Origin of the sequence: Rhodococcus sp. NPDC060086, assembly GCF_042730275.1 — a bacterium.
Taxonomy (GTDB): domain Bacteria; phylum Actinomycetota; class Actinomycetes; order Mycobacteriales; family Mycobacteriaceae; genus Rhodococcus.
In genome coordinates, this window is record NZ_JBHWWZ010000004.1 from 18,810 (window position 1) to 40,643 (window position 21,834).

The following is a 21,834-nucleotide window of genomic DNA, read 5'->3' on the forward strand; positions in this document are numbered from 1 at the left end:
GTCGAGCGGGGAGCCCTGTCGGAGGTCGGCGTTAGGGTCGTGAGATGGGATACGAATTTCAAGTAACGGTTGATTGCAGCAACCCCCACATTCAGGCGCGATGGTGGGCCGAAGCGCTCGAATGGCGCGTCGAACCCAGCGACGAAGACTTCATCCGCGGACTGGTGGCGGCCGGCCACGCACGCGACGAAGACACCGAAATTTTCGACGGCACACTCGTGTGGCGGGCCGGGGCCGCGATCGCCGACCCCGACCACCCGCATCGGCCCCGGATGTTGTTCCAGCGGGTCCCGGAGGGAAAGACGGTGAAGAACCGGATGCACCTGGACATCCAGGCGGGAGACGGCCGCGAGGCGGTAGCCGAGCGGCTCGCGGGCGCGGGCGCGACGGTGCTGCATCGTGGCAGCCAGGGGCCTTACGAGTGGATCACGATGGCCGATCCGGAAGGCAACGAGTTCTGCATCGTGTGACAGCCGCTTGTCGAGGTCACTTCTCAGTCGTGTGCCCGGTAGGCGCGGGGCGTGTTGCCCGTCCACCGCTTGAACGCGCGTCGGAATGCGCTCGGCTCGGAGAATCCGAGACGGGCCGACAGGTTGTCCACCGGTTCGCCCCGTCGTAGTCCGGCGATCGCAAGGTCGCACAGCACTTCCTCGCGCAGCCGGCCGAGGGAGGTGCCCTCCTGACGCAGCAGTCGCCGCAGATGTGGCGGACTCACCGCGAGCATGTCGGCGATCTCGTCGGCGGTCGCGGTGCGACCCTTGATGCCCGACTCGAAGATCCTGCGTACCTGGGTGGAGACCGTCGATTCGTAGTCGCGCTCCGACAGCATGAGGTTCGGGGAGTCCCGTAAGTATTCCTCGAGTGCTTCCTCCGACCGGATGATCGGCGATCGCAGAGCGGCGCTGTCGATTTCGAGTGCGGCGCGCCCCGCACGGAAGGTGACGGGGACACCGAAGATCGCGTCGTAGCTGCGGGCGAGGACCGGATCCGGCTCCGCGTACGGCAGTGCCACCGACACGAGCGGTACTCGGCCTCCGACGAGCCACGCCGCGAATCGGTGCAGGAGCATCAGTAGGAAATCAACTGTCACGCGGGTCTTTTCCGTCACCTCGGCGGGAAGGATCACATCGAGGTAGGTGCTTGTCTCACCGATGGACAGACTCATCTTCGGAAGTCCCTGAAGGACCCGGTTGACCTCGATGATGCGAGTGAGTGCATGCGCGAGATCCGGACAGTGGATCAACGTCAACGTCATGACCCGGAACGAGCCGCGCGGTACCGAACCGGTGCCGAGTCCGAACAACTCGTCGTCGGTGATCTGCCAGACTGCGCGGGTGAACAGGCTGACCTGCTCGGGGGTGAGACGCGCGTGGGGCTGGGCGAGTACCGCTCGGCTGATCCTGCCTGCGTCGAGTGCCGGCGTGAGGTCGATGCCGTCGTCCGCCGCCACACTCACTGCTCGGCTGACGAAATCGGAGGGAATCGTCGGTGCCGACATTGCCTACAATGCCTCCCCGATACCGTGAAGTCGCCGGACCGCTTCGGCGAGAACATCATCGCGCTTGCAGAACGCGAAACGCACCAGATGATTCCATGCCGGGGTGTCGTCGACGAACACGCTCACCGGCACCGCAGCGACACCGACTTTCTCCGGTAGTGACCGACAGAACGAAACCCCGTCGCGGAAGCCGAGCGGTGTGATGTCTGCGCAGACGAAATACGTGCCCGCAGAATCGAGCACGTCGAAACCGGCCTCGACGAGCGCGCCCGACAGCAGTGTCCGTTTGCGCTGTAGGTCCTCACGCATCGATGCGACCCATGGTTGCTCGTGAGTGAGCGCGTGCGCGACCGCGGGCTGGAACGGCGCGCCGCCGACGAACGTCATGAACTGCTTGGCTGCGCGTACTCCGTCGATCAGGGCGCGGGGGCCGATCGCCCACCCGATCTTCCAGCCGGTGACGTTGAAGGTCTTCGCGGCGCTCGACACCGTGATCGTGCGCTCGGCCATTCCGGGTAGGGACGCGACGGGAGTGTGGTGGCGGCCGTCGAAGACGAGGTGTTCGTAGACCTCGTCGGACAGAACCAGCAGATCGCGCTCGCACGCGAGTTCGGCGATCGCGGCCAGCGCCTCGTCGTCGTACACCGTTCCTGTCGGGTTGTGCGGGGTGTTGACGACGAGCATGCGGGTGCGGTCTGTGACCGCGCCCCGGAGCGCATCGACGTCGAGGACGAACCCGCTGCCCGAGCGAGTCAGCGGCACAGTTCGTCGGGTCGCGCCTGCCATCGCGACCGACGCCGCGTAGGAGTCGTAGTAGGGCTCGGTGAGCAGCACTTCGTCGCCGGGTTCGACGAGACCGAGCAGCGCCGCACTGATGGCCTCGGTCGCGCCGACGGTGACCAGGACCTCGGTGTCCGGGTCGTGATGAAGGCCGTAGCGCGCCGACCGGTCGGCGGCGATCGCCGTCCTCAACACGGGCATCCCGGACCCTGGCGGGTATTGGTTGACTCCATCGGCGATCGCTCGGCGGGCGACCTCGAGCATCTCGGACGGCCCGTCGGTGTCAGGGAAGCCCTGGCCGAGGTTGATCGCACCGTGCTCGACGGCGAGCGAAGTCATCTCGGCGAAGATCGTGGAGGCGAACGGTCGCAGGCGAGCGACGGTGCGAGCCTGTCGCGAGTTCGACGAATCTGGCATTTCTGCAGCGTAGTCGCTGCACATTCGCCATGTTCGGCTGCCGTGTCACATCCGGGTGCGGTGTCTCGTCCAACAGGTGGAGGACGAAACAACGACGGAGGAGACAGGCCATGACACGGATACCACCGTTGACCCCGGACCAGGCGGGATTGTCGACGAAGGCGATGTACAAGGTCGCAGGACGCATGTTCGACCAGATCCCCGAGCCGTTCACCGTGGTGGCGTACCACCCCGGATTGTTGCGCGCGAGCGGTCTGCACGAGATGCTCGTCGATCGGGCATCGAAGGTCCTGCCGAAGAACGTCCGGGAGATCGCGGTGTACCGCACTGCGTGGACTGTCGGCTGCTCGTGGTGCGTGGATTTCGGGACGATGCTGCAGCGGCTCGACGGTCTGGACACCGATCGGCTCGAGCACATCGCCGAGTACGCGACCTCGGATCTCTACAGCGACGACGAGAGGGCTGCGATCGCCTACGCCGACGCGATGACCGGCGACGTGGCGAACGATGTGACCGACGAGCAGGTCGCCGACCTCGAACAGCGGTTCGGTCGGGCGGGCGTCGTGGAACTGACGTACCAGATTGCGCTCGAGAACATGCGTGCGCGGATGAACTCGGCGCTCGGAATACACGACCAGGGCTTCAGCACCGACGCGTGTCGCGTGCCATGGGCGGAAGCACCGGCAGCCGGTGACACTCAGGACAGCACGAAATCGGTGATCACGCCGCGGTCCGCGAAGTAACGCGTGTCGACGCAGCCACCGTCACCACGGCACACGGGTGCCCTGGTGACGGTGGCTGGAGATGTTCGGTGGGTCAGGCGACCAGGTCCGGTCGGTTTCCCGGTATCGGTGTCCGGAACAGATCGACACTCGCGGGTGGAATGAACTGCGGCCGCCGCTCTTCCGTGATTTCCACGTGCCAGTCTGTGTGATGCATCAACCGGTGATGGTGTCCGCAGAGCAACACCAGATTGTCGAGGTCGGTATCACCGCCGTCGACCCAATGGTGAATATGGTGCGCAGCCGCCCACGCCGGAGGTGTCGAACACCCGGGGAAGGCACATCCGCCATCTCGGACGGCCAGCGCTCGACGTTGCGCCGTCGTCGCAGTCCGGTGCGTCCGCCCGTGTGCCAGCGGCACGCCGTGTTCGTCGAGCAGGATCCGGGTGACCTGACAATCACAGGCGAGCATCCGGGCGGCGTCGATCGACAATGGGCCCGCCCAGGGCTCGGTCGCATACCCGTGCTCAGGACTGTGGGTGAACAGTTCTTTCACCGCAGTGTTCGTCGTCAGATCTTTGATCGAGGCGGTGACCGTCACGTGCGGTTTCACTCCGCCCTCGACCGGGACGAGGCCGGCGGCCTCGACGAACTGCAACAGTTGATCGAACGCATCGGCGGTGCGTTTCGACGCCGGCCGATCATCTTTGACACCGTTGACTTCAGGCCTCGGCGCGGCGAGCGGGGAGAGCAGATGCCGCAGGCGGGCACCGGTGACGGCGTCGAACTCGCCTGTGATGACGACTCGGCCGTGCCAGGTGGTGGAGACGAACAGTTCGTTGCGTGAGGAGTCTTCGCCCGGTGGTGGTCCGTCGCCGGTGTTGTAGAGGTGTTCGAGTCGGCGGATCAGGGCCCGGACGGTCGCTTTCGTGGCGACCCGCTCGGAGGCGTGCTCGATCAGGATGTCGCGGGCTTTCTCGAAGTCGCAGGGGTTCATGGTGCGGGGATAGTGCTGGCAGAAGTACGCGATCTGCCGTGCCTTCTCCGCATCCAACAGACCGGATGAATACGCTTCGCGTACTTCCGGTTCCAGTCGCAGTAGCCGCGCCAGTGTTTCGATGCGGTGGCATTCACCGAGTTCGAGGTGGGTGGCGGCGGCGAGCCAGTGGGCTGGGCTGCGGTAGTCGTGTTCTTTGACGGTGTCGCGTTCGATCATTTCGATCATCAGGTCTACGCGGTGTACCTGCAGCCTGTGGATCTCGGCGCAGACGGTGAGCGCGGCGGCCATCAGCTGACGATTGTCGAGTTTCCGTTGCTCCCCACCCATGTCCGGATTCTATCGAATGCACATTCGAACTTCAAGGTTTCGAGAACAGTTGTTCGAATCGTTCCTGGTGAAGTCGATGCGCTGATCCAGGTTCACCCTTGCTGGTCGGGCGGAAGACGGACACCGCCGAGCTTGGCAGGGTTCGCCATGTCGTATGCGGCCCACACGCGTCCGTCACGCACAGTGACTCCCATGACGCGTCCGGGAAACCCTCGGTGTGTGTCGTCGCCGGCCGACCCGCGATTGAGGAACCCCAGCTCGCCGTTGATGAGCGCCGGCTCGAGCGACGTGAGTGCCTCCGCGCCGTAGAGGCGTACGAGCCCGAGGAAGAATCGAGCAAAGTTCTCGGGGCCCACGATGACGTTGACTGCGGTGCGCGTGGTGCCACCGGCATCGCCGATCATGCGCGCGTCCGGGTGGAGTGCTGCGATCACGGTGTCGATATCGCCCGTGGCGATGGCGGCCATGAGCTGCTGTACCGCGTGCTCATGTTCGCTGGGCGATGGCGGTGGTGGGGCGTCGACGACGGCGCGTCGAGCACGTGACGCGAGTTGCCGCGCCGCAGGCACGCCGATGTCGAGGATGCGCGCTACCTCGTCGAACGGGACACCGAATCCGTCGTGCAGCACGAACGCGATCCGTTGTGTGGGCGTGAGGGTATCGAGCACAATCAGTGCCGCCAGACGGTTGTCCTCGCTGCGCACGACCTGCTCGAGCGGATCGGGCGGTGTTGCGCCCGCGAGGGGCGTGACGATCGGCTCGGGCAACCACTGGCCCACGTACTTCTCGCGGCGGACCGCGGCCGATTTCAGCCTGTCGAGGCACAGGCGTCCCACGACGGTGGTCAACCACGCCCGCAGATCATCGATACTGTCGGCGTCTGCACCGTCGAGTCGAAGCCACGCATCCTGCACCGCGTCTTCGGCGTCGGCCACGCTGCCTGTGAGCCGGTATGCAACAGACAACAAGTGGCCACGGTGTTCTTCGAACGATTCCGCCATCGCGGGTGCGCGCATATCCTCGATGCTACGACGCAACAGGACCGGAGGCGACAGGCGTATGGAGAAGTACGACGTCAAACGTGTACACAAGAACTTGTATTCTCCGCCGTCCGAGGACTTTACGGAAGTGGATGTACCCGAGTTCCGGTACCTCGCGGTCGACGGGAGTGGAGACCCGAACATCAGCTCGGCATATGCGGAGGCGGTCGAGGCCCTGTACAGCGTGTCGTACACGGTGAAGTTCGCGTCGGAGAAGAGCCTCGAGCGCGACGCCGTTGTGGGGCCGTTGGAGGGATTGTGGTGGGCCGACGACATGTCGACCTTCGTCACCCGCGATAAGCAGGCATGGAAATGGACGATGATGATCAACCAGCCGCCGTGGATCACCGACGAGATGATCGACTCGGCGAAGTCTGTCGCGGCGGCGAAGAAGGATCTGCCGGCGTTGCCGAAGCTGTATCCCATGACGTGGACCGAGGGAATCTGCGTACAGATCCTGCACATCGGCGCCTACGACGATGAAGGCCCGGTTCTCGAGAGGCTTCATCACCGTGTGATTCCAGAGCGAGGCTTCACCTTCGACGGCAAACATCACGAGATCTATCTGAGCGACCCTCGGCGGACCGCACCGGAGAAGCTGAAAACCATTCTTCGGCAGCCGGTTGCCGTCGTATGACCGTCACGAGCGCGGGCCTGCTGCTGTATCGCATCGATGACTCGGGTCTTCTTCAGGTGTGGCTCGTGCATCCGGGCGGGCCGTACTGGAAGGGTAAGGACGAGGCCGCGTGGTCGGTTCCGAAGGGCGAGTACGGCGACGAGGAGGAACCGCGCGGCGTTGCATTACGCGAATTCGAGGAGGAGTGCGGATTTCCCGCTCCCGATGTGCCGTTGACTCTGCTGGGACGTTACAAGCAACCGTCCGGGAAGATCGTGAGCGTCTACACCGGCGAAACCGAGATAGACCTGCAGTTGTTGTCCAGCAATATGTTCGACCTCGAATGGCCTCCGAAGTCGGGGAAGATGCAGCAGTTTCCGGAGGTCGACGACGCGCAGTGGTGGTCGCTGCCCGACGCCGAGTTCAAGCTCCACAAAGGGCAGCGTCCCATTCTCGAAGGGCTTCGCGCGCGCCTCGACGACCTCGGCCGCCGCTATCGCGTCGAGTGACGCACCCTGATATCCGCGACAGCACCGGATAGCCGCGTGCTGTCGGCACGACGCTCTTGCCCATCGAGCGCGCGTCTGTGCTCGGCGACGAAGGATGTGCACCGAAGGTCGCGTCTGTGGCGTCTTTTACTCGCCGTGCGTCGAACCATTGTCGGTGAGGTGACAGATCGCGATGCTTGCACGGTCGTCATCGAACAGAAGGGAACTCGTCGTGTGTAGCTGTCCGTGCTGTCGCGCAAGCCGTTGTCGCTGAACCGCAACCACCTCGAACCGGTGCCCGTGCATACGGGCCGACGCAAGGACACCTCGAACACGATGTCTCACCACACGCTGCGCCGGCGCCTCGTAACCGCCGTCTCCGCAGCTGCAGCACTTCTCACTCTGACCTCACTGACCGCCGCCTGCTCGTCGAGCTCGGATACCGCCGTGACCGCCGACGGTAAGACCGTCCTGAGGTACGAAGGCTCGCCGGCGCAGGTCGGCTTCCCGGAGCTCGCCGAATCCCTCGGTTACTACGAAGACGTCGAGCTCGAATGGATCGGCGACAACGGCAACGGGCCGCAGTCGCTGCAGAACACGGCAACCAACCAGATCGAATTCGGCTCCGCGTTCAACGGCGCTGTCATCAAAGCGCAGGCCGGAGGAGCTCCACTCACCGGAGTGCTGGCCTCCTACGGCTCTGACAAGGCGAGCTTTACCGGGTACTACGTGCTCGACGGCAGTCCGATCCGTGAGGCGCGCGACCTGATCGACAAAAAGGTCGGCATGAACACACTCGGAGCCCACCACGAATTCCTGACACGCGAATGGCTCGCACAGGAGGGGCTGACTCCCGAGGAGATCGCACAGGTCCAGCTCACCGTGGTGCCCCCCGTCAACACCGAGCAGGCACTTCGCGAAGGCCAGATCGACGTCGGAACACTCGGTAGCATCTTCCGCGAGACCGCTCTCGAGCGCGGTGGAATCCGCCCTCTGTTCACCGACGAATCGCTCTTCGGGTCCTTCAGCTACGGCACCTACGTGTTCCGCGACGACTTCATCGCGAAGAACAGCGACGCCGTCGAGGATTTCGTGCAGGGCACCGCCCGTGCCATCCGCTGGGCTCAGACCACTCCCCGCGACGAGGTGGTCGCCGAGTTCGAAGAGATCATCAACAGTCGCGGACGCAACGAGAACACCGACCTCGTGGGCTATTGGAAGAGCACCGGAGTTGCCGGTCCGGGCGGCGTGATCGCCGAGAAGGAAATCCAGACGTGGCTGGATTGGCTGACCCGCAACGGTGAACTCGACGAGGGCACGTTCACGACCTCCGAGGTCTACACCAACGAATTCAACCCCTACGCCAACGGAACCTACGACCCGAACAGCGGCCCGAACGGTGAACCCGTCGAGGAGGCAGTGCAGTGACAATCCTGAAGACGACCCCGAAGACGACCCCGAAGCTCCGACTGGAGAACGTGACCAAGCAGTTCGACGTTCGCGACAGCAACGGCCGATTGACCGCACTCGACGACGTCAGCATCGATCTCGCGGAGGGCGAGTTCCTCGTCCTCGTCGGTCCCAGCGGGTGCGGTAAGTCCACGCTGCTCGACCTTCTCGGCGGGCTGAGCGAACCGACCTCCGGTCGAATCCTTCTGGACGGCCGCGAGATATCGGGTCCGGGACTCGACCGGGGCATCGTCTTCCAGCAGTACGCGCTCCTCCCGTGGCGCACGGCCCGCTCGAACATCGAATTCGGGCTCGAAGCGAAGGGGCTGCCGAAGAAGACTCGGCATGAACTCGCCGAGCACTACCTCGAACTCGTCGGCTTGCACGGATTCGGCGACCGCTACCCGCATGAACTCTCGGGTGGCATGAAGCAACGTGTGGCCATCGCGCGCAGCCTCGCGTTCGACCCCGAGGTGCTGTTGATGGACGAACCCTTCGCGGCGCTCGATGCGCAGACCCGCGAATCCTTGCAGGACGAACTCCTGCGGATCTGGAGGGAAACAGGCAAGACGATCCTGTTCATCACCCACGGTATCGACGAAGCCGTCTATCTCGGGCAGCGTGTCGCAGTCCTGACCGCCCGTCCGGGACGAATCAAGACCGTCGTCGACATCGAGATCGATCGCACCGTCGACGATGTCAGGTCCGGCGACGCATTCCGTCGTCATCGCCACGACATCTGGAGCGAACTACATACCGAGGTGAATCATGTCCAGCACTAGTTCCACACTGATCCGGCCCATCGAAGAGCCTGCGTCCGCCATCGAACGGAAGGCGGACACGCCGGCCGTTGCCTCCACGTCGACCGCGGCGGACCGCGGACGTGCAGTGGCGTGGAAGATCTTCAAGCCGGCCGTCGCCATCGTCGCGTTCTTCGCCCTCTGGGAGATCGCGCCACGGGTGGGTCTTGTCGACGACGTGTTCCTGCCTCCGCTCACCACTGTCCTGGAAGCGTTCTGGGAATTGGTCGTGGGAGGCCAACTCGCACAGCATCTGGGTGCGAGCCTGACTCGCGCACTCACCGGATTCGCGATCGCGCTCGTGTTCGCTGTGCCGCTCGGTGTGGCGATCGGCTGGTACAAGCCGGTCGCCGAAACCCTCAACCCGATCCTCGAGATCTTCCGCAATACGGCCGCGCTCGCGTTGCTTCCGGTGTTCATCCTGATCCTCGGCATCGGCGAGACCTCGAAGATCGCCCTCGTGGTCTACGCGAGCACCTTCCCGATCCTGCTCAACACCATCTCGGGTGTGCGCACGGTGGATCCGCTGCTGGTCAAATCGGCCAGGTCACTGGGTCTTCCGTCGTACCGGCTGTTCCAGAAGGTGATCCTGCCGGCCGCGGTGCCGACGATCTTCACGGGAATCCGGATGGCCGCGGCATCCTCGATCCTGGTGCTCATCGCCGCTGAAATGGTCGGCGCCAAAGCCGGTCTCGGATATCTGATCACCGCGTCGCAGCTCAACTTCCAGATCCCGAACATGTACGCGGGCATCATTGCGATCTCGATCGTCGGTCTCGTCTTCAACGGCATCCTCGTGACCGTCGAACGCAGGCTCTCACGCTGGCGCGTCTCGCAGTGATCGTGCCTTTCATCCATTCGGAAACGTCCCCGGGCAGGTAGTCATGTCTCATTCTCCGAAACAACTCAACCTCAACGCATTCCTGATGGGCGTCGGCCATCACGAAGCAGCGTGGCGTCACCCCCGCACCGAAGCCCACCGGGTCCTCGATGTGAAGCATTTCCAGGAACTCGCGCAGATCGCCGAACGTGGAAAACTCGACTCGGTGTTCTTCGCCGACGGACTCGCCGTTGGACCACGCGTCGAACACAACACGCAGGCCATCTTCGAGCCCATCACGCTCCTCACTGCAATGGCCGTGGTGACCGAGCACGTCGGTCTCATCGCCACCGCCTCCACCGGGTACAACGAGCCCTACAACCTGGCTCGGAAGTTTGCGTCCCTCGATCACATCAGTGGTGGCCGCGCAGGATGGAACATCGTCACCTCGGGTGGTGAGGACGAGGCTCGCAACTTCGGCTACGACGAGACCCCCGACCACGCCGGCCGTTACGACCGCGCAGCCGAGTTCGTCGATGTCGCTGTTGCACTGTGGGACAGCTGGGAGGACGATGCGATCGAACTGGATTCCGCAACAGGTCGATTCGCTGATCCTTCCAAGGTCCATGCAGTCGAGCACCAGGGTGAACGCTTCCGGGTCCGAGGTCCGCTCAACTCACCGCGTTCGGTGCAGGGCCGTCCCGTCCTGGTGCAAGCCGGCTCGTCGGAGAGCGGCAAGGACTTCGCCGCGGAATATGCAGAAGCTGTGTTCACCGCACAACGCACGCTGACCGAGGGACAGGAGTTCTACCGAGACTTGAAAGCCCGTGTCATCAAGGCGGGCCGCGACCCGCAGTCGCTGAAGATCCTGCCGGGGATCGTCCCGTTCATCGCCGCGACGGAAGACGAGGCGAAAGCCCTCGAACAGGAGTTCACCGATCTCATCTCGCCCGCCTACTCGTTGCGCCAGCTCTCTCGGATGGTCGGCGTCGAACTCACCGAGCATTCACTCGACGCGCCGCTGCCGCCGCTGCCTCCCATCGACGAGATCCAGGGCAACAAGAGCCGCTACCAGCTGGTGAAGGACCTCGCCGAGAAGGAGGAGCTCACCGTGCGGCAGCTGATCGCCAAGCTCGGCGGCGGGCGCGGGCACCGCACGTTCGCCGGTACACCCGCGCAGATCGCCGACGAGATCCAGCTCTGGTTCGTCAGTGATGCAGCCGACGGGTTCAACGTCATGCCGCCGTATCTGCCAGGCGGCCTGGAGGATTTCACGGCGCTGGTCGTGCCGATCCTGCAGGAGCGTGGCCTGTTCCGGACCGACTACACCGCGACGACGCTGCGTGGACATTACGGGCTGGACCGCCCGGTGAGCAGCTACGCGCCCGCATCGCGGTCGGCTGTTGCGACTGCGTGACGCCGACCATCCGGGAGTTGTCACGGTTCGAACCGGTAACCCCGGCCCGGTTCCGTGATCAAGTGCCGCGGGTGCGCGGGGTCCGGTTCGAGTTTGTGGCGCAATTGGGTGAGATAGACGCGCAGATAATGCGTCTGCGTGACGTACGTAGGTCCCCACAGTTCGGTGAGTAGTTCGCGTTGCCCGACGAGCTTGCCGCGGTTGCGGACGAGCATCTCGAGCATTCCCCATTCCGTGGGTGTCAGGTGCACGTCGACTCCGTCGCGCGTGACCCTCTTGGCTTCGAGGTCGACGGTGAAGGCTGCGGCGACCACCACGGGATCCGGTAGCCCGGGGGAGGCGGTTGCGCGTCGGACGGCCGCGCGGATCCGGGCCATGAACTCTTCCATCCCGAACGGCTTGGTGACGTAGTCGTCGGCTCCGGTGTCGAGGGCCGCGACCTTGTCGGCCGCATCGGTGCGGGCGGACAGCACGATCACCGGCGCGGTGCACCAGCCGCGGAGTCCTGCCAGGACCTCGATCCCGTCGATGTCGGGCAGACCGAGATCGAGGACGATCACGTCGGGACGGTGCTGTGCCGCGGCACGCAGGGCTGTGGCGCCATCGGAGGCGGTGACAACGTCGTAGCCACGGGCCTTGAGGTTGATCCGCAGGGCACGCAGGATCTGTGGTTCGTCGTCGACCACCAGGATGCGAGTCACGAATCCATCCTGCCCGGTGAAGTGGGGAGGTCGATCACCACGGTGGTGCCTCCGCCGGGGGTGTCGGTGATGGTGAGGATGCCGCCCATGGCGTCGACGAATCCTCGGGCGACGGTGAGCCCGAGGCCCGCGCCGCCGGTCGACCGGCGATCCCCGGATCGCGGGAAGACGGCGAACGCGTCGCTGTGGTCGGCGCGCCGAAAGCCGGGGCCGCGGTCGGCGACGGTGATGATGGTGCGGCCTTCGGCGACGGTGGCGCCGACACGCACCGGGCCGTCGGGTGCATACCGCACCGCGTTGTCGATCAGGTTCGCGAGAACCCGCTCGAGCAGTGCCTCGTCGGCGCAGACGGTCGTGTCGTCGACCTCGATGGCGATGCGTTCGCGGAGCGCGCGGGCGATGTCGGTGCCGCCGCCGGCGAGGGTGAGCACCGCGCGATGGACCACTTCGTCCAGGTAGACCACATCGAGCGCGGGTGAGACGACCCCGGAAGCAAGGCGCGACGAGTCGAGGAGATTGGTCACCAGCCGGGTGAGCTGATCGGTGGATTCTTCGACGGTTGCGAGCAATTCGGCGGTGTCTTCTTCGGAGAACTCGATGTCGGTGCTGCGCAAGCTCGATACAGCAGCCTTGACCGCGGCGAGCGGGGTGCGCAGGTCGTGGCTGACGGCGGAGAGCAACAGTCGTCGTAGCCGGTCGGTCTCGGTGAGCGCCGACGCGCGGGAGGCTTCGGCGGCGAGTTCGCGCTGCTGGACGAGCCCGGCGATCTGCCCGGTGACCGCGGTCAGGATCCGCCGGTCGCGTGGACGCAGACGTCCTCCCGACAGCAACAGTGCGTACCGACCCTCGTCGACCTCGCACACCGTGTCGGCCGTATCGGGTGAGATCGGCGCGGAGTCTCCGGTGCTGTCGACGACGTGGTGTACGCCGTCCTCGACGCGCAGGACGGTCACACCCTTCTGGCCGTATGTCTCTCGTACCTTGACGAGCAGCGCATGCACGTCGGCGCCACGGAGGACAGCACCCGCGAAGAGCGCGAGCAGTTCGGCTTCCTGGGATACGAAGCGGGCCTCCCGCGCTCGCGCGGCGGCCGCATCGACGAGCGCGGCCACGGCCACCGAGACGACGAGCAGTACGACGGTGGTGACGAAGTTTTCCGGTGCCGCGATCGTGAGACTGTGCAGCGGTTCGGTGAAGAAGAAGTTCAACAGCAGACCGGACAGCAGAGCAGCGACGATGGCAGGTCCGATACCGCCGAACAGTGCGACGGTCAGCACGACGACGAAGAACAGGGCTTCCTGGCCCGCGACCCCGATGGTGCGGTCGATCAGCATCATCAGCGCGGTGGCCACGACGGGGATCGCGAACGCGGCGATCCAGGCCTGTACTCGCCGTTCGTGGCGACCGAGGAACGCGACTCTCGGCGCGTGCGCGGTGTGTTCGTGGGTGACCATGTGCACGTCGATCCGGCCGGAGTCACGGATGACGGCTGCCCCGATGCCCTCGTCGACGATGCGGGCCCAGCGGGAGCGTCGCGACGTGCCGATCACGAGTTGCGTGGCGTTCACCTCCCGCGCGAACGCAAGCAATGTCGACGGCACGTCGTCGCCGACGACGCTGTGCACTCCCGCACCCAGGCTTGCGGCGAGCTGCCGAACCCTGCCCATCTGACGGTCCGAGACCCGGGTGAGGCCATCGCCGCGAACGATGTGCACGACCAGCAGTTCGGCGCTCGCCTTCGCAGCGATCCGGCTTGCGCGACGAATCAGAGTGTCGGACTCGGGGCCGCCGGTGACGGCGACGACCACACGTTCGCGTGCTTCCCACGTGTCGGTGATGGCGTGCTCGCCGCGGTACTTCGCGAGTGCCACGTCGACCTGGTCGGCGAGCCACAGCAGTGCGATCTCCCGCAGCGCAGTGAGGTTGCCCTCTCGGAAATAGTTGCGCAGCGCGGCGTCGACCTTGTCCTGCGCGTAGACGTTGCCGTGCGCGAGCCGCCGTTGCAGTGCCTGCGGGGTGATGTCGACGAGCTCGACCTGCTCGGCGCGGCGCACCACCGCGTCCGGGACCGTTTCGCGTTGCGCGATCCCAGTGATCTGCTCGACGACATCGTTGAGTGATTCGAGATGCTGGATGTTGACGGTTGACAGCACGTCGATGCCCGCGTCGAGCAACTCCTCGACGTCCTGCCAGCGCTTCTCGTTCCTGCCGCCCGGCACGTTCGTGTGTGCGAGCTCGTCCACCAAGGCGACCGCAGGTTTTCGCGCGAGCACCGCATCGAGGTCGAGCTCGTCGAACTCGGTTCCTCGGTACGTCCTGCGTTGTGACGGAACGACTTCGAGGTCGGTGAGCTGCTCCTCGGTGCGGATTCGACCGTGGGTGTCGACGATCGCAACGACGACGTCGCCGCCGCGCGCGACCCGCCGATGCGCTTCCCCCAGCATCGCGTACGTCTTGCCGGCACCCGGCGCGGCGCCGAGATAGATTCTCAGGCGTCCGCGCCGGGTCGGCGGGGCGGTGGTGTCGCTCATCGCACTCTCATGAGCCGGTGGTGCACTCGGGCACCGTCAGACCGAGTGCCACATTCAGCTCCGGCACGTTCACCCGTTCCACGCCGAGGAACCCGAACTGCCTGCCGTCGGTGTGTTCGGCGACGAGTTCGCGGACGCGGTCGACGCTCAGGCCGGTCACCCGTGCCACCCGCTGGGTCTGCAGTGCGGCGTACTCGGGGGAAATATGGGGGTCCACGCCGGACCCGGACCCGGTGACCGCATCGACCGGCACCTCCTCAGCAGACACACTTTCACGAGCAGCGATCGCGGCGCGCCGCTCCTCGATGAACGTTGCCAGAATAGCGCTGCTCGGACCTTGGTTCGATGGCAGCGCGGCCGCAGGATCGCCAGGTGCGAAGGGATCCTCGTCCGTGATCGACCCCACGACCCTCAGGTGGAAGAACGGGTCGGGATCGCCGGGCGCGACCTGCGGATCCACACCGATCAGCGCGCTGCCGACCACGCACCCGTCCGCGTCGGTCAACGGTGCTCCCTCGGCGCTCGCGGTCCCGAGGCGGCTCACCGCCCACACCGCTGCCGGATACGCGCCCCCGACGACGGCAGTGAGCATCAGCAACACGACCGCGCCCACGCGCAGCTGCCGTAGAAAGTTCGTGGTGTGCATGCTTTATCCCATTCCCGGTGCGAGTCGGACCACGAGGTCGATGAGCCAGATCCCGACGAACGGTGCCGCGACACCACCGACGCCGTAGAGGAGCAGGTTGCGGCCCAGCAGCGACGACGCGCTCGACGGGCGGTACCGGACACCCCGCAGCGCCAACGGAATCAACGCGACGATCACGAGCGCATTGAAGATGACCGCCGACAGGATCGCGGACTGCGGGGTCGCCAGGCCCATGATGTTCAGCGACGACAGTTGCGGGTAGATCCCGCTGAACAGTGCAGGCAGGATCGCAAAGTATTTCGCCAGGTCGTTGGCGAGCGAGAACGTGGTGAGTGCGCCGCGCGTGATGAGCAGTTGCTTGCCGATCTCGACGACCTCGATGAGTTTGGTCGGGTCGGAATCGAGATCGACCATGTTGCCCGCCTCCTTCGCGGCGGAGGTCCCGGTGTTCATCGCGACACCGACGTCCGCCTGCGCGAGCGCGGGAGCGTCGTTGGTGCCGTCGCCGGTCATCGCAACGAGGCGACCGCCCTGTTGTTCCGAACGGATCAGTGCGAGCTTGTCCTCGGGTGTCGCCTCGGCGAGATAGTCGTCCACGCCGGCTTCTGCCGCGATCGCTGCGGCGGTCAGCGGGTTGTCGCCGGTGATCATCACGGTACGGATGCCCATCGCACGCAGCTGCGCGAATCTTTGGGCCATACCGGGCTTGACGACATCCGAGAGCTCGACGACACCGACGACCACAGCTCCGCGCGTGTCCGTGCGTGCGACCACGAGCGGTGTGCCGCCGCGGCCTGCGATGTCGTCGACGGTCGCGGTCACTTCGCCGGGGATCGTGCCGTGCTGTTCGCGCACCCAACGTGCGACGGTGTCGGCGGCACCCTTGCGGATGTGGACGACAGTTCCGCTGGAAGAGATGTCGACGCCACTCATCCGGGTCTGTGCCGTGAACGGCACGAAATCGGCAGCGTCCTCGGCGGTGGGACTGTGGGGATCGAGCCGGTAGTGCTCGGCGCACAGTTCGACGATGCTGCGCCCTTCCGGGGTGCCGTCCGACAGGCTGGACGACCTCGCTGCGGCTGCCAGATCGTGCTCGGTGACACCGGGTGCGGGGTGTAGCGCGGTGGCGCGCCGATTGCCGTAGGTGATGGTGCCGGTCTTGTCGAGCAGCAGCGTGTCGATGTCGCCTGCCGCTTCGACCGCGCGCCCCGACTTGGCCAGGACGTTGCGCTGCACGAGCCGGTCCATCCCGGCAATGCCGATCGCCGACAGCAACGCGCCGATCGTGGTGGGGATCAAGCACACCAGCAGCGCGATCAGCTCGATCGGCCCCTGTTGTGCACCGGCGTACGCGCTCATCGGCCCGACCGCGACCACCGCGAGGAGTAGCACGATCGTCAAGGCCGCGAGAAGGATGTTCAGCGCGATCTCGTTGGGCGTCTTCTGCCGGACCGCGCCTTCGACGAGCGCGATCATGCGGTCGACGAACGTGTGCCCGGGCTCGGCGGTGACCCGGACGACGATGCGATCGGACAGCACGGTGGTGCCTGCGGTGACAGCGCAGCGGTCGCCGCCGGATTCGCGTATCACGGGGGAGGATTCGCCGGTGATCGCGGATTCGTCGACCGTCGCGATGCCTTCGACCACATCGCCGTCTCCGGGGATGAGTTCGCCGGCTTCGACCACCACGAGGTCACCGACCCGCAGCTCGGTACCGTTGATCGGCTTCTCGTCACCCGAGGCAGTGAGCCTTCGGGCTATGGTGTCCTGCTTGGTCTTCCGTAGAGACTCGGCCTGTGCCTTGCCACGCCCTTCGGCGACGGATTCGGCGAGGTTGGCGAACAACAGGGTGAACCACAGCCAGACGGCGATCGCCCACGCGAACATGCTCGGGTCGATGACGGCCGCGACCGTTGCGATCGCCGATCCCACCAGCACGACGAACATCACGGGATTGCGTGCGACGTGTCGTGGGTCGAGCTTGCGGAATGCACCGGGGACGGCGGCGGCGAGTTGACGGGGGTCGAACACACCCGCAGTGATGCGGTCGGGGTGCGACCCGGCAGTGTGAGGCACCGCAGGGTGCCGGTCGGAGGTGCGGGGAGTAGTGGACGCGGTCAATGCAATGCCTCCGCGATCGGGCCCAGCGCAAGGGCAGGGAAGAAGGTCAGTGCGGCCACCAGTACAGCTGTTCCGGTCAGTAGTCCGGCGAATGCGACGCCCGAGGTGGGCAAGGTTCCGGCGCCGGTGGGCACACGCTGCGCAGACGACAGAGATCCGGCGAGCGCGAGGACGAACACGATCGGCAGGAAGCGTCCGAACAACATGCACATCCCAAGGCTCGCTTGGAACCAGTCGTTCGTGACGGTGAGACCGCCGAAGGCGCTGCCGTTGTTGTTCGCCGCAGATGCGTATGCGTAGAGCACTTCGGTGAATCCGTGGATCGCTCCCGGTGTTCCGGGGTCTCCCGAGTTGCCGAGGGCACCTGCCGTTGCCGACAGGACGACGGCGATCGCGGTGCCGGCCAGCACGAGCGCAGGCATCACCAGGATGCTCAGCGCGGCGAGGGTGATCTCGCGGGTGCGCAGTTTCTTACCGAGGAACTCGGGGGTGCGGCCGACGAGCAGGCCGCCGACGAACACTGCGACCATCGCGACGACGAGAATTCCGTACAACCCGGTTCCGACACCGCCCGGCGCGATTTCGCCGAACAACATGTTGAGCAGGACGGCGCCGCCGCCGAGCGGCGACATACTGTCGTGGGCGGAGTTCACCGCACCGGTGCTTGTGCCGGTGGTGGACACCGCGAAGAGCGTCGATCCTGGAATGCCGAATCGGACTTCTTTGCCTTCCAGCATCGCTCCCGCTGTGTCGGCGGCGACACCGTGCGTGCGGGATTCGGCCGCGAGAGTCACCGCGAGCACCGCGGTGTAGAGGGTCGCCATCACGGCCAGCACAGTGAGACCCTGCCTGCGGTTACCGATCATGGTGCCGAACGTGCGGGTGAGCGCGACCGGAATGAGCAGGAGCGCAATGATCTCCACGATGTTGCTCACCGGTGTCGGGTTCTCGAACGGGTGCGCCGAGTTCGCGGCGAGCACGCCGCCACCGTTGGTTCCCAGTTCCTTGATCGCCTCTTGCGATGCGACCGGAGCCAGCGCGGTGGTCAGCGCATGCCCGTCGAGTCCCGTTGCGGCAAAACCGCTCCGGTAGGACTGGATCACGCCTTGACTCAGCAGGATCAGCGCGATGACGAACGAGAGGGGAAGCAGGATGCGCAGCGTACCGCGGGTGAGATCGACCCAGAAATTGCCGATCTCTCCGCCCCGGCCGACGCGCACGAGCCCGCGGATCAACGCGACGGCGACACCCATGCCCACCGCGGCGGACATGAAGTTCTGCACCGCGAGTCCGGCCGACTGCGTCAGCGGACTCATGGTGGTCTCGGGTACGTACGACTGCCAGTTGGTGTTGGTGACGAACGAGATCGCGGTGTTGAACGCGACGGCGGGACTGACGCCTTCGAGATCGTTGTTGAGCGGCAGCACACCCTGGACGCGTTGCAGACCGTAGAGGAAGAGCGCGCTCGCGAGTGAAAAGCCCAGCACGCTCGTGGCATACCCGTACCAGGTCTGTTCCGCGCGGGAGTCGATCCGGCACGCCCGATAGAGAATCGACTCGATCCGCAGGTCCTTCGTCCGCAGGTCGGTGTCGGTGGTGTACACCTTCGCCATGTAGTCGCCGAGGGGGACATACAACACTGCGAGCACTGCGACGAACAGCGCGATCTGCAGCCCCGCAGCAAGAGCAGGAGTCATCGCGGCGTCAGAACCTCTCCGGATCGAGCAACGCGACCAGGAGGTACACCACCATCGCCGCTGCGATCACGATCAGCGCGGTGGTCGTCACTCCCGCCCACGTCATCAGCGTTCTCCCGTGCTCTGGGAGGAGTTGCTGTGAGGGGCACTGCCGTGGAGGGCGCGCAACGTGAGCGCGCACATCACGATTCCGGCGGTCATCAGCGTCACATATGCGACGTCGGCCATCTCGTTTCCTGTCGTCGACATGGTGCGGCGCCGGTCGGCGCCGCACCACACCATCGCGCCGCCGGAGCCGACCCGGCCGGATCCATGCGAAATCCTGACGCTTCCGTGCGATGTCCTGACGACTTCTTTACGCGGGCGTGCCCTGCTGAGGTGAGTCGACGGCCTCGACCGCACCGAGCGCGGTCAACTGCGCGATCTTCGTGTCGTAATGAGCTTCTGTGGGCTGCGGCGCGAGCAGCAGCGCGACGATCGGCACGGCCAGCACGATCATGCCGAGGGCATATGCAGGCAGCAGCAGCGACAGGACGGTCAGCCCCTCCGGTGCCTGTGCGGTCGGATCGACTGTGGCCTGCGTCCCGGCCATGCCCGTGTAGTGCAATGCGACTACGGCGCACCCCATGATCAAGGCTCCCGCGATACGCGTGAGGTGTCGTTCGGCGACTCCTGCCAGCCACAGCGCGGCGGTGGCGGCGACGATCCCGATGATCACCGAGGCCACGACGAACATCGGCGTGTGTGTGAGGGTGCCTTGGATGCGGATCGCGGCCATGCCGCTGTAGTGCATCAGACTCACTGCCAGGCCCATCAGCAGCCCGCCGACGGACAGGGTGAGTGCACGGGGCAACCGCCGGCCGGCGAATGTTCGTAGCGTGACGAGCCAGAGTCCGAACAGGGTCGCGGCCACGGCCACCACCGCCGAGAACACCGTCAGTTCGAGGTCGTACCGGACCAGTGTGGCGGGCACGTCGAAGCCCATCATTCCCATGAAATGCATCAACCAGATCCCCACGCCGCCGATGGCGACCGAGGCCATCAGCAGCCATCCTCTGCGGGTGCTCCCGGGTGGATGCCTGGCGGCCTGATGGGCACACGACAAACCGGTGTAGGCACCCACGACGGATACCGCATACGCCAATCCCAGCACCCACAAGCCCATGGTGAAGTGGTGCAATTCGTGTGACATTAGTTCCTCACAGATGACGCGCTTCGACCGTCCGTACTCGGGTAGTAGCGCGCCGTACCGGACCGACTCGGGCTGCAATGTCAGCTTTCTGAGCAGCACAGACAATGGTACATAAGTGTGGTTATGCTGCGTGCGGTGCCCTGGTCTGCTCTGGTCGCACGGCCTGCTCTATTGGCCCGGGCTGTGGGTCGCGACGAAGACCAGGAACACGACGAACAATCCTGCAATGCCGAGTACGGCCCCGATCATGGCATTCCGGTGGTTGTCGGCTACACCGTTCTCCACGCGCACCAGCCCGATCCAGCCGCACACCACCGCGATCAGTCCGGCAGGGATCGTGATCAGGTCGCCGACGATCGGCAGGAAAGCGGATGCTGCGGCGATGATTCCGGCGACGAGCGCCGTGTCACCGACTCCGTTGCGGTACGGAGGCGGGACGAAAGGGCTCGGCGGCATAATTCAGAATACGATCTCGCGGTCCTGTCGACTGCATGCTGCTGTGGAGTCCGCGATACTCGATGGTGCAGTGCCGGGTTCTCGATTTCGCCCGGCGGACCGATCACCGTCAGAAAGGACTCGTATGCGCTTCGGCTACTTCGTTCCCCAGGGCTGGCGACTCGACCTCGTCGGTATCGACCCCGTCGACCAGTGGCGGGTCATGCGTGATCTCGCGCAGCGCGCCGACGAAGGCCCGTGGGAGTCGATCTGGGTGTACGACCACTTCCACACGGTGCCCGCACCGTCGGAGGAAGCGACCCACGAGGCATGGTCGCTGGTGTCGGCGTTTGCGGCGGTGACGGACCGCGTACGGATCGGGCAGATGTGCACGGCGATGGCCTACCGAAACCCCGCCTATCTGGCGAAGGTAGCGGCCACTGCCGACATCATTTCCGGCGGCCGCATCGAGATGGGTATCGGCGGCGGCTGGTACGAGAACGAGTGGCGCGCATACGGTTACGGTTTTCCTTCGGCGGGGGAGCGGTTGGGGCGCCTCGACGAAGGCGTGCAGATCTTCAAGCAGGCGTGGACCGACGGCGTCGCGACTCTCGACGGCAAGTACTACCAGGTCGACGGAGCGATCTGCCGTCCGCTTCCGTTGCAGGACGACGGTATCCCGCTGTGGATCGCGGGTGGCGGCGAGAAGGTCACCTTGAAGATCGCCGCGAAATACGCGCAGTACACCAACTTCGACGGCACCCCAGAGGGGTTCGCCCACAAGTCGGAGATCCTGCGCAACCACTGCACGGAGGTCGGCACCGACTTCGACGCGATCGTGCGTTCGGCGAACTACAACGTCGCGATCGGTCGGACGGAGAAGGAAGTCCAGGACCGGCTCGAGCAACTTCGTAGCCGTCTCGAACCGATCGTCGGTGCTGAGAAGGCCGACGGCGCGCTCGACGCGTTCCGTGGAATGCCCGCCGTGGGAACCCCTGAGCAGATCGTGGAGAACCTCACGGCGTTGAAGAAGCAGGGCCTCGAGTACGCGATCTTCTACGTACCCGAAGCCGCGTACGACACGTCCGGACTGGAGATGCTCGAGAAGGAAGTGCTTCCGCACCTCGCGTGACGGGT

General features: G+C 65.3%; 22 protein-coding genes. 9 read left to right on the plus strand and 13 right to left on the minus strand.

Going from position 1 to position 21,834, the window contains the following annotated elements:
- Positions 1–44 precede the first annotated feature (44 nt).
- Positions 45–470, plus strand: coding sequence for a VOC family protein (locus ACFWB0_RS04040; protein ID WP_378489146.1), 426 nt, complete (start codon positions 45–47; stop codon positions 468–470).
- 23 nt (positions 471–493) lie between these two features.
- Here the strand turns inward: ACFWB0_RS04040 and ACFWB0_RS04045 are convergent, their stop codons facing one another.
- Positions 494–1,498, minus strand: a complete 1,005-nt coding sequence (locus ACFWB0_RS04045; RefSeq protein ID WP_378489147.1) for an AraC family transcriptional regulator — start codon at positions 1,496–1,498, stop codon at positions 494–496.
- Between the two features lie 3 nt (positions 1,499–1,501).
- Positions 1,502–2,695 (minus strand): pyridoxal phosphate-dependent aminotransferase, encoded by a 1,194-nt coding sequence (locus ACFWB0_RS04050; RefSeq protein ID WP_378489148.1) that lies wholly within the window; start codon positions 2,693–2,695, stop codon positions 1,502–1,504.
- A 110-nt stretch (positions 2,696–2,805) separates the two neighbouring features.
- Here ACFWB0_RS04050 and ACFWB0_RS04055 point away from each other — a divergent pair, with 110 nt between their 5' ends.
- Entirely contained in the window at positions 2,806–3,438 is a 633-nt protein-coding gene (locus tag ACFWB0_RS04055) for a carboxymuconolactone decarboxylase family protein (RefSeq protein WP_378489149.1), read from the plus strand.
- Between the two features lie 73 nt (positions 3,439–3,511).
- Here the strand turns inward: ACFWB0_RS04055 and ACFWB0_RS04060 are convergent, their stop codons facing one another.
- Together ACFWB0_RS04060 and ACFWB0_RS04065 are read right to left on the minus strand one after the other, a co-directional pair.
- A complete protein-coding gene (locus ACFWB0_RS04060; protein WP_378489150.1) occupies positions 3,512–4,744 on the minus strand; it encodes a DUF222 domain-containing protein in 1,233 nt (410 codons plus the stop codon).
- Between the two features lie 92 nt (positions 4,745–4,836).
- Positions 4,837–5,760 carry a sigma-70 family RNA polymerase sigma factor gene (locus ACFWB0_RS04065; RefSeq protein ID WP_378489151.1) on the minus strand — a complete coding sequence of 308 codons (924 nt, stop codon included), beginning with the start codon at positions 5,758–5,760 and terminating at the stop codon, positions 4,837–4,839.
- 43 nt (positions 5,761–5,803) lie between these two features.
- Between ACFWB0_RS04065 and ACFWB0_RS04070 the strand changes: the two genes are divergently transcribed.
- From ACFWB0_RS04070 to ACFWB0_RS04095, 6 genes are all read left to right on the plus strand, one after another.
- Positions 5,804–6,421: a GyrI-like domain-containing protein gene (locus tag ACFWB0_RS04070; RefSeq protein WP_378489152.1), complete on the plus strand. Its 618-nt coding sequence runs from the start codon at positions 5,804–5,806 to the stop codon at positions 6,419–6,421.
- Positions 6,418–6,909 (plus strand): NUDIX domain-containing protein, encoded by a 492-nt coding sequence (locus ACFWB0_RS04075; protein WP_378489153.1) that lies wholly within the window; start codon positions 6,418–6,420, stop codon positions 6,907–6,909. The genes ACFWB0_RS04070 and ACFWB0_RS04075 overlap by 4 nt, the downstream gene beginning before the upstream one ends.
- Positions 6,910–7,224: 315 nt before the next feature.
- Positions 7,225–8,316, plus strand: coding sequence for an ABC transporter substrate-binding protein (locus ACFWB0_RS04080; RefSeq protein ID WP_378489302.1), 1,092 nt, complete (start codon positions 7,225–7,227; stop codon positions 8,314–8,316).
- A complete protein-coding gene (locus ACFWB0_RS04085) occupies positions 8,313–9,119 on the plus strand; it encodes an ABC transporter ATP-binding protein (protein WP_378489154.1) in 807 nt (268 codons plus the stop codon). Before ACFWB0_RS04080 ends, ACFWB0_RS04085 begins: the two co-directional genes overlap by 4 nt.
- Positions 9,106–9,978, plus strand: coding sequence for an ABC transporter permease (locus ACFWB0_RS04090; RefSeq protein WP_378489155.1), 873 nt, complete (start codon positions 9,106–9,108; stop codon positions 9,976–9,978). The genes ACFWB0_RS04085 and ACFWB0_RS04090 overlap by 14 nt, the downstream gene beginning before the upstream one ends.
- 43 nt (positions 9,979–10,021) lie before the next feature.
- Positions 10,022–11,374: an LLM class flavin-dependent oxidoreductase gene (locus tag ACFWB0_RS04095; RefSeq protein WP_378489156.1), complete on the plus strand. Its 1,353-nt coding sequence runs from the start codon at positions 10,022–10,024 to the stop codon at positions 11,372–11,374.
- Positions 11,375–11,394: 20 nt separating this feature from the next.
- Here the strand turns inward: ACFWB0_RS04095 and ACFWB0_RS04100 are convergent, their stop codons facing one another.
- The 9 genes from ACFWB0_RS04100 to ACFWB0_RS04140 form a co-directional block, all read right to left on the minus strand.
- The gene (locus ACFWB0_RS04100) at positions 11,395–12,075 is read right to left on the minus strand and encodes a response regulator (RefSeq protein WP_378489157.1); all 681 of its coding nucleotides are present in this window, start codon (positions 12,073–12,075) and stop codon (positions 11,395–11,397) included.
- Entirely contained in the window at positions 12,072–14,606 is a 2,535-nt protein-coding gene (locus ACFWB0_RS04105) for an ATP-binding protein (protein ID WP_378489158.1), read from the minus strand. The genes ACFWB0_RS04100 and ACFWB0_RS04105 overlap by 4 nt, the downstream gene beginning before the upstream one ends.
- Before the next feature lie 7 nt (positions 14,607–14,613).
- Positions 14,614–15,252, minus strand: a complete 639-nt coding sequence (locus tag ACFWB0_RS04110) for a potassium-transporting ATPase subunit C (RefSeq protein ID WP_378489159.1) — start codon at positions 15,250–15,252, stop codon at positions 14,614–14,616.
- A gap of 3 nt (positions 15,253–15,255) precedes the next feature.
- A complete protein-coding gene (gene kdpB, locus ACFWB0_RS04115) occupies positions 15,256–17,328 on the minus strand; it encodes a potassium-transporting ATPase subunit KdpB (RefSeq protein WP_378489303.1) in 2,073 nt (690 codons plus the stop codon).
- 41 nt (positions 17,329–17,369) lie between these two features.
- Entirely contained in the window at positions 17,370–19,070 is a 1,701-nt protein-coding gene (gene kdpA / locus ACFWB0_RS04120) for a potassium-transporting ATPase subunit KdpA (RefSeq protein WP_378489160.1), read from the minus strand.
- Between the two features lie 7 nt (positions 19,071–19,077).
- A complete protein-coding gene (gene kdpF, locus ACFWB0_RS04125) occupies positions 19,078–19,176 on the minus strand; it encodes a K(+)-transporting ATPase subunit F (protein WP_378489161.1) in 99 nt (32 codons plus the stop codon).
- Positions 19,176–19,298 (minus strand): hypothetical protein, encoded by a 123-nt coding sequence (locus ACFWB0_RS04130; protein WP_378489162.1) that lies wholly within the window; start codon positions 19,296–19,298, stop codon positions 19,176–19,178. Before ACFWB0_RS04130 ends, kdpF begins: the two co-directional genes overlap by 1 nt.
- 127 nt (positions 19,299–19,425) lie before the next feature.
- Positions 19,426–20,262 carry an MHYT domain-containing protein gene (locus tag ACFWB0_RS04135; RefSeq protein ID WP_378489163.1) on the minus strand — a complete coding sequence of 279 codons (837 nt, stop codon included), beginning with the start codon at positions 20,260–20,262 and terminating at the stop codon, positions 19,426–19,428.
- 168 nt (positions 20,263–20,430) lie between these two features.
- Entirely contained in the window at positions 20,431–20,718 is a 288-nt protein-coding gene (locus ACFWB0_RS04140) for a hypothetical protein (protein WP_378489164.1), read from the minus strand.
- A gap of 124 nt (positions 20,719–20,842) precedes the next feature.
- Here ACFWB0_RS04140 and ACFWB0_RS04145 point away from each other — a divergent pair, with 124 nt between their 5' ends.
- Complete coding sequence (locus ACFWB0_RS04145; RefSeq protein ID WP_378489165.1) at positions 20,843–21,829, plus strand: LLM class F420-dependent oxidoreductase; 987 nt, start codon at positions 20,843–20,845, stop codon at positions 21,827–21,829.
- Positions 21,830–21,834 lie beyond the last annotated feature (5 nt).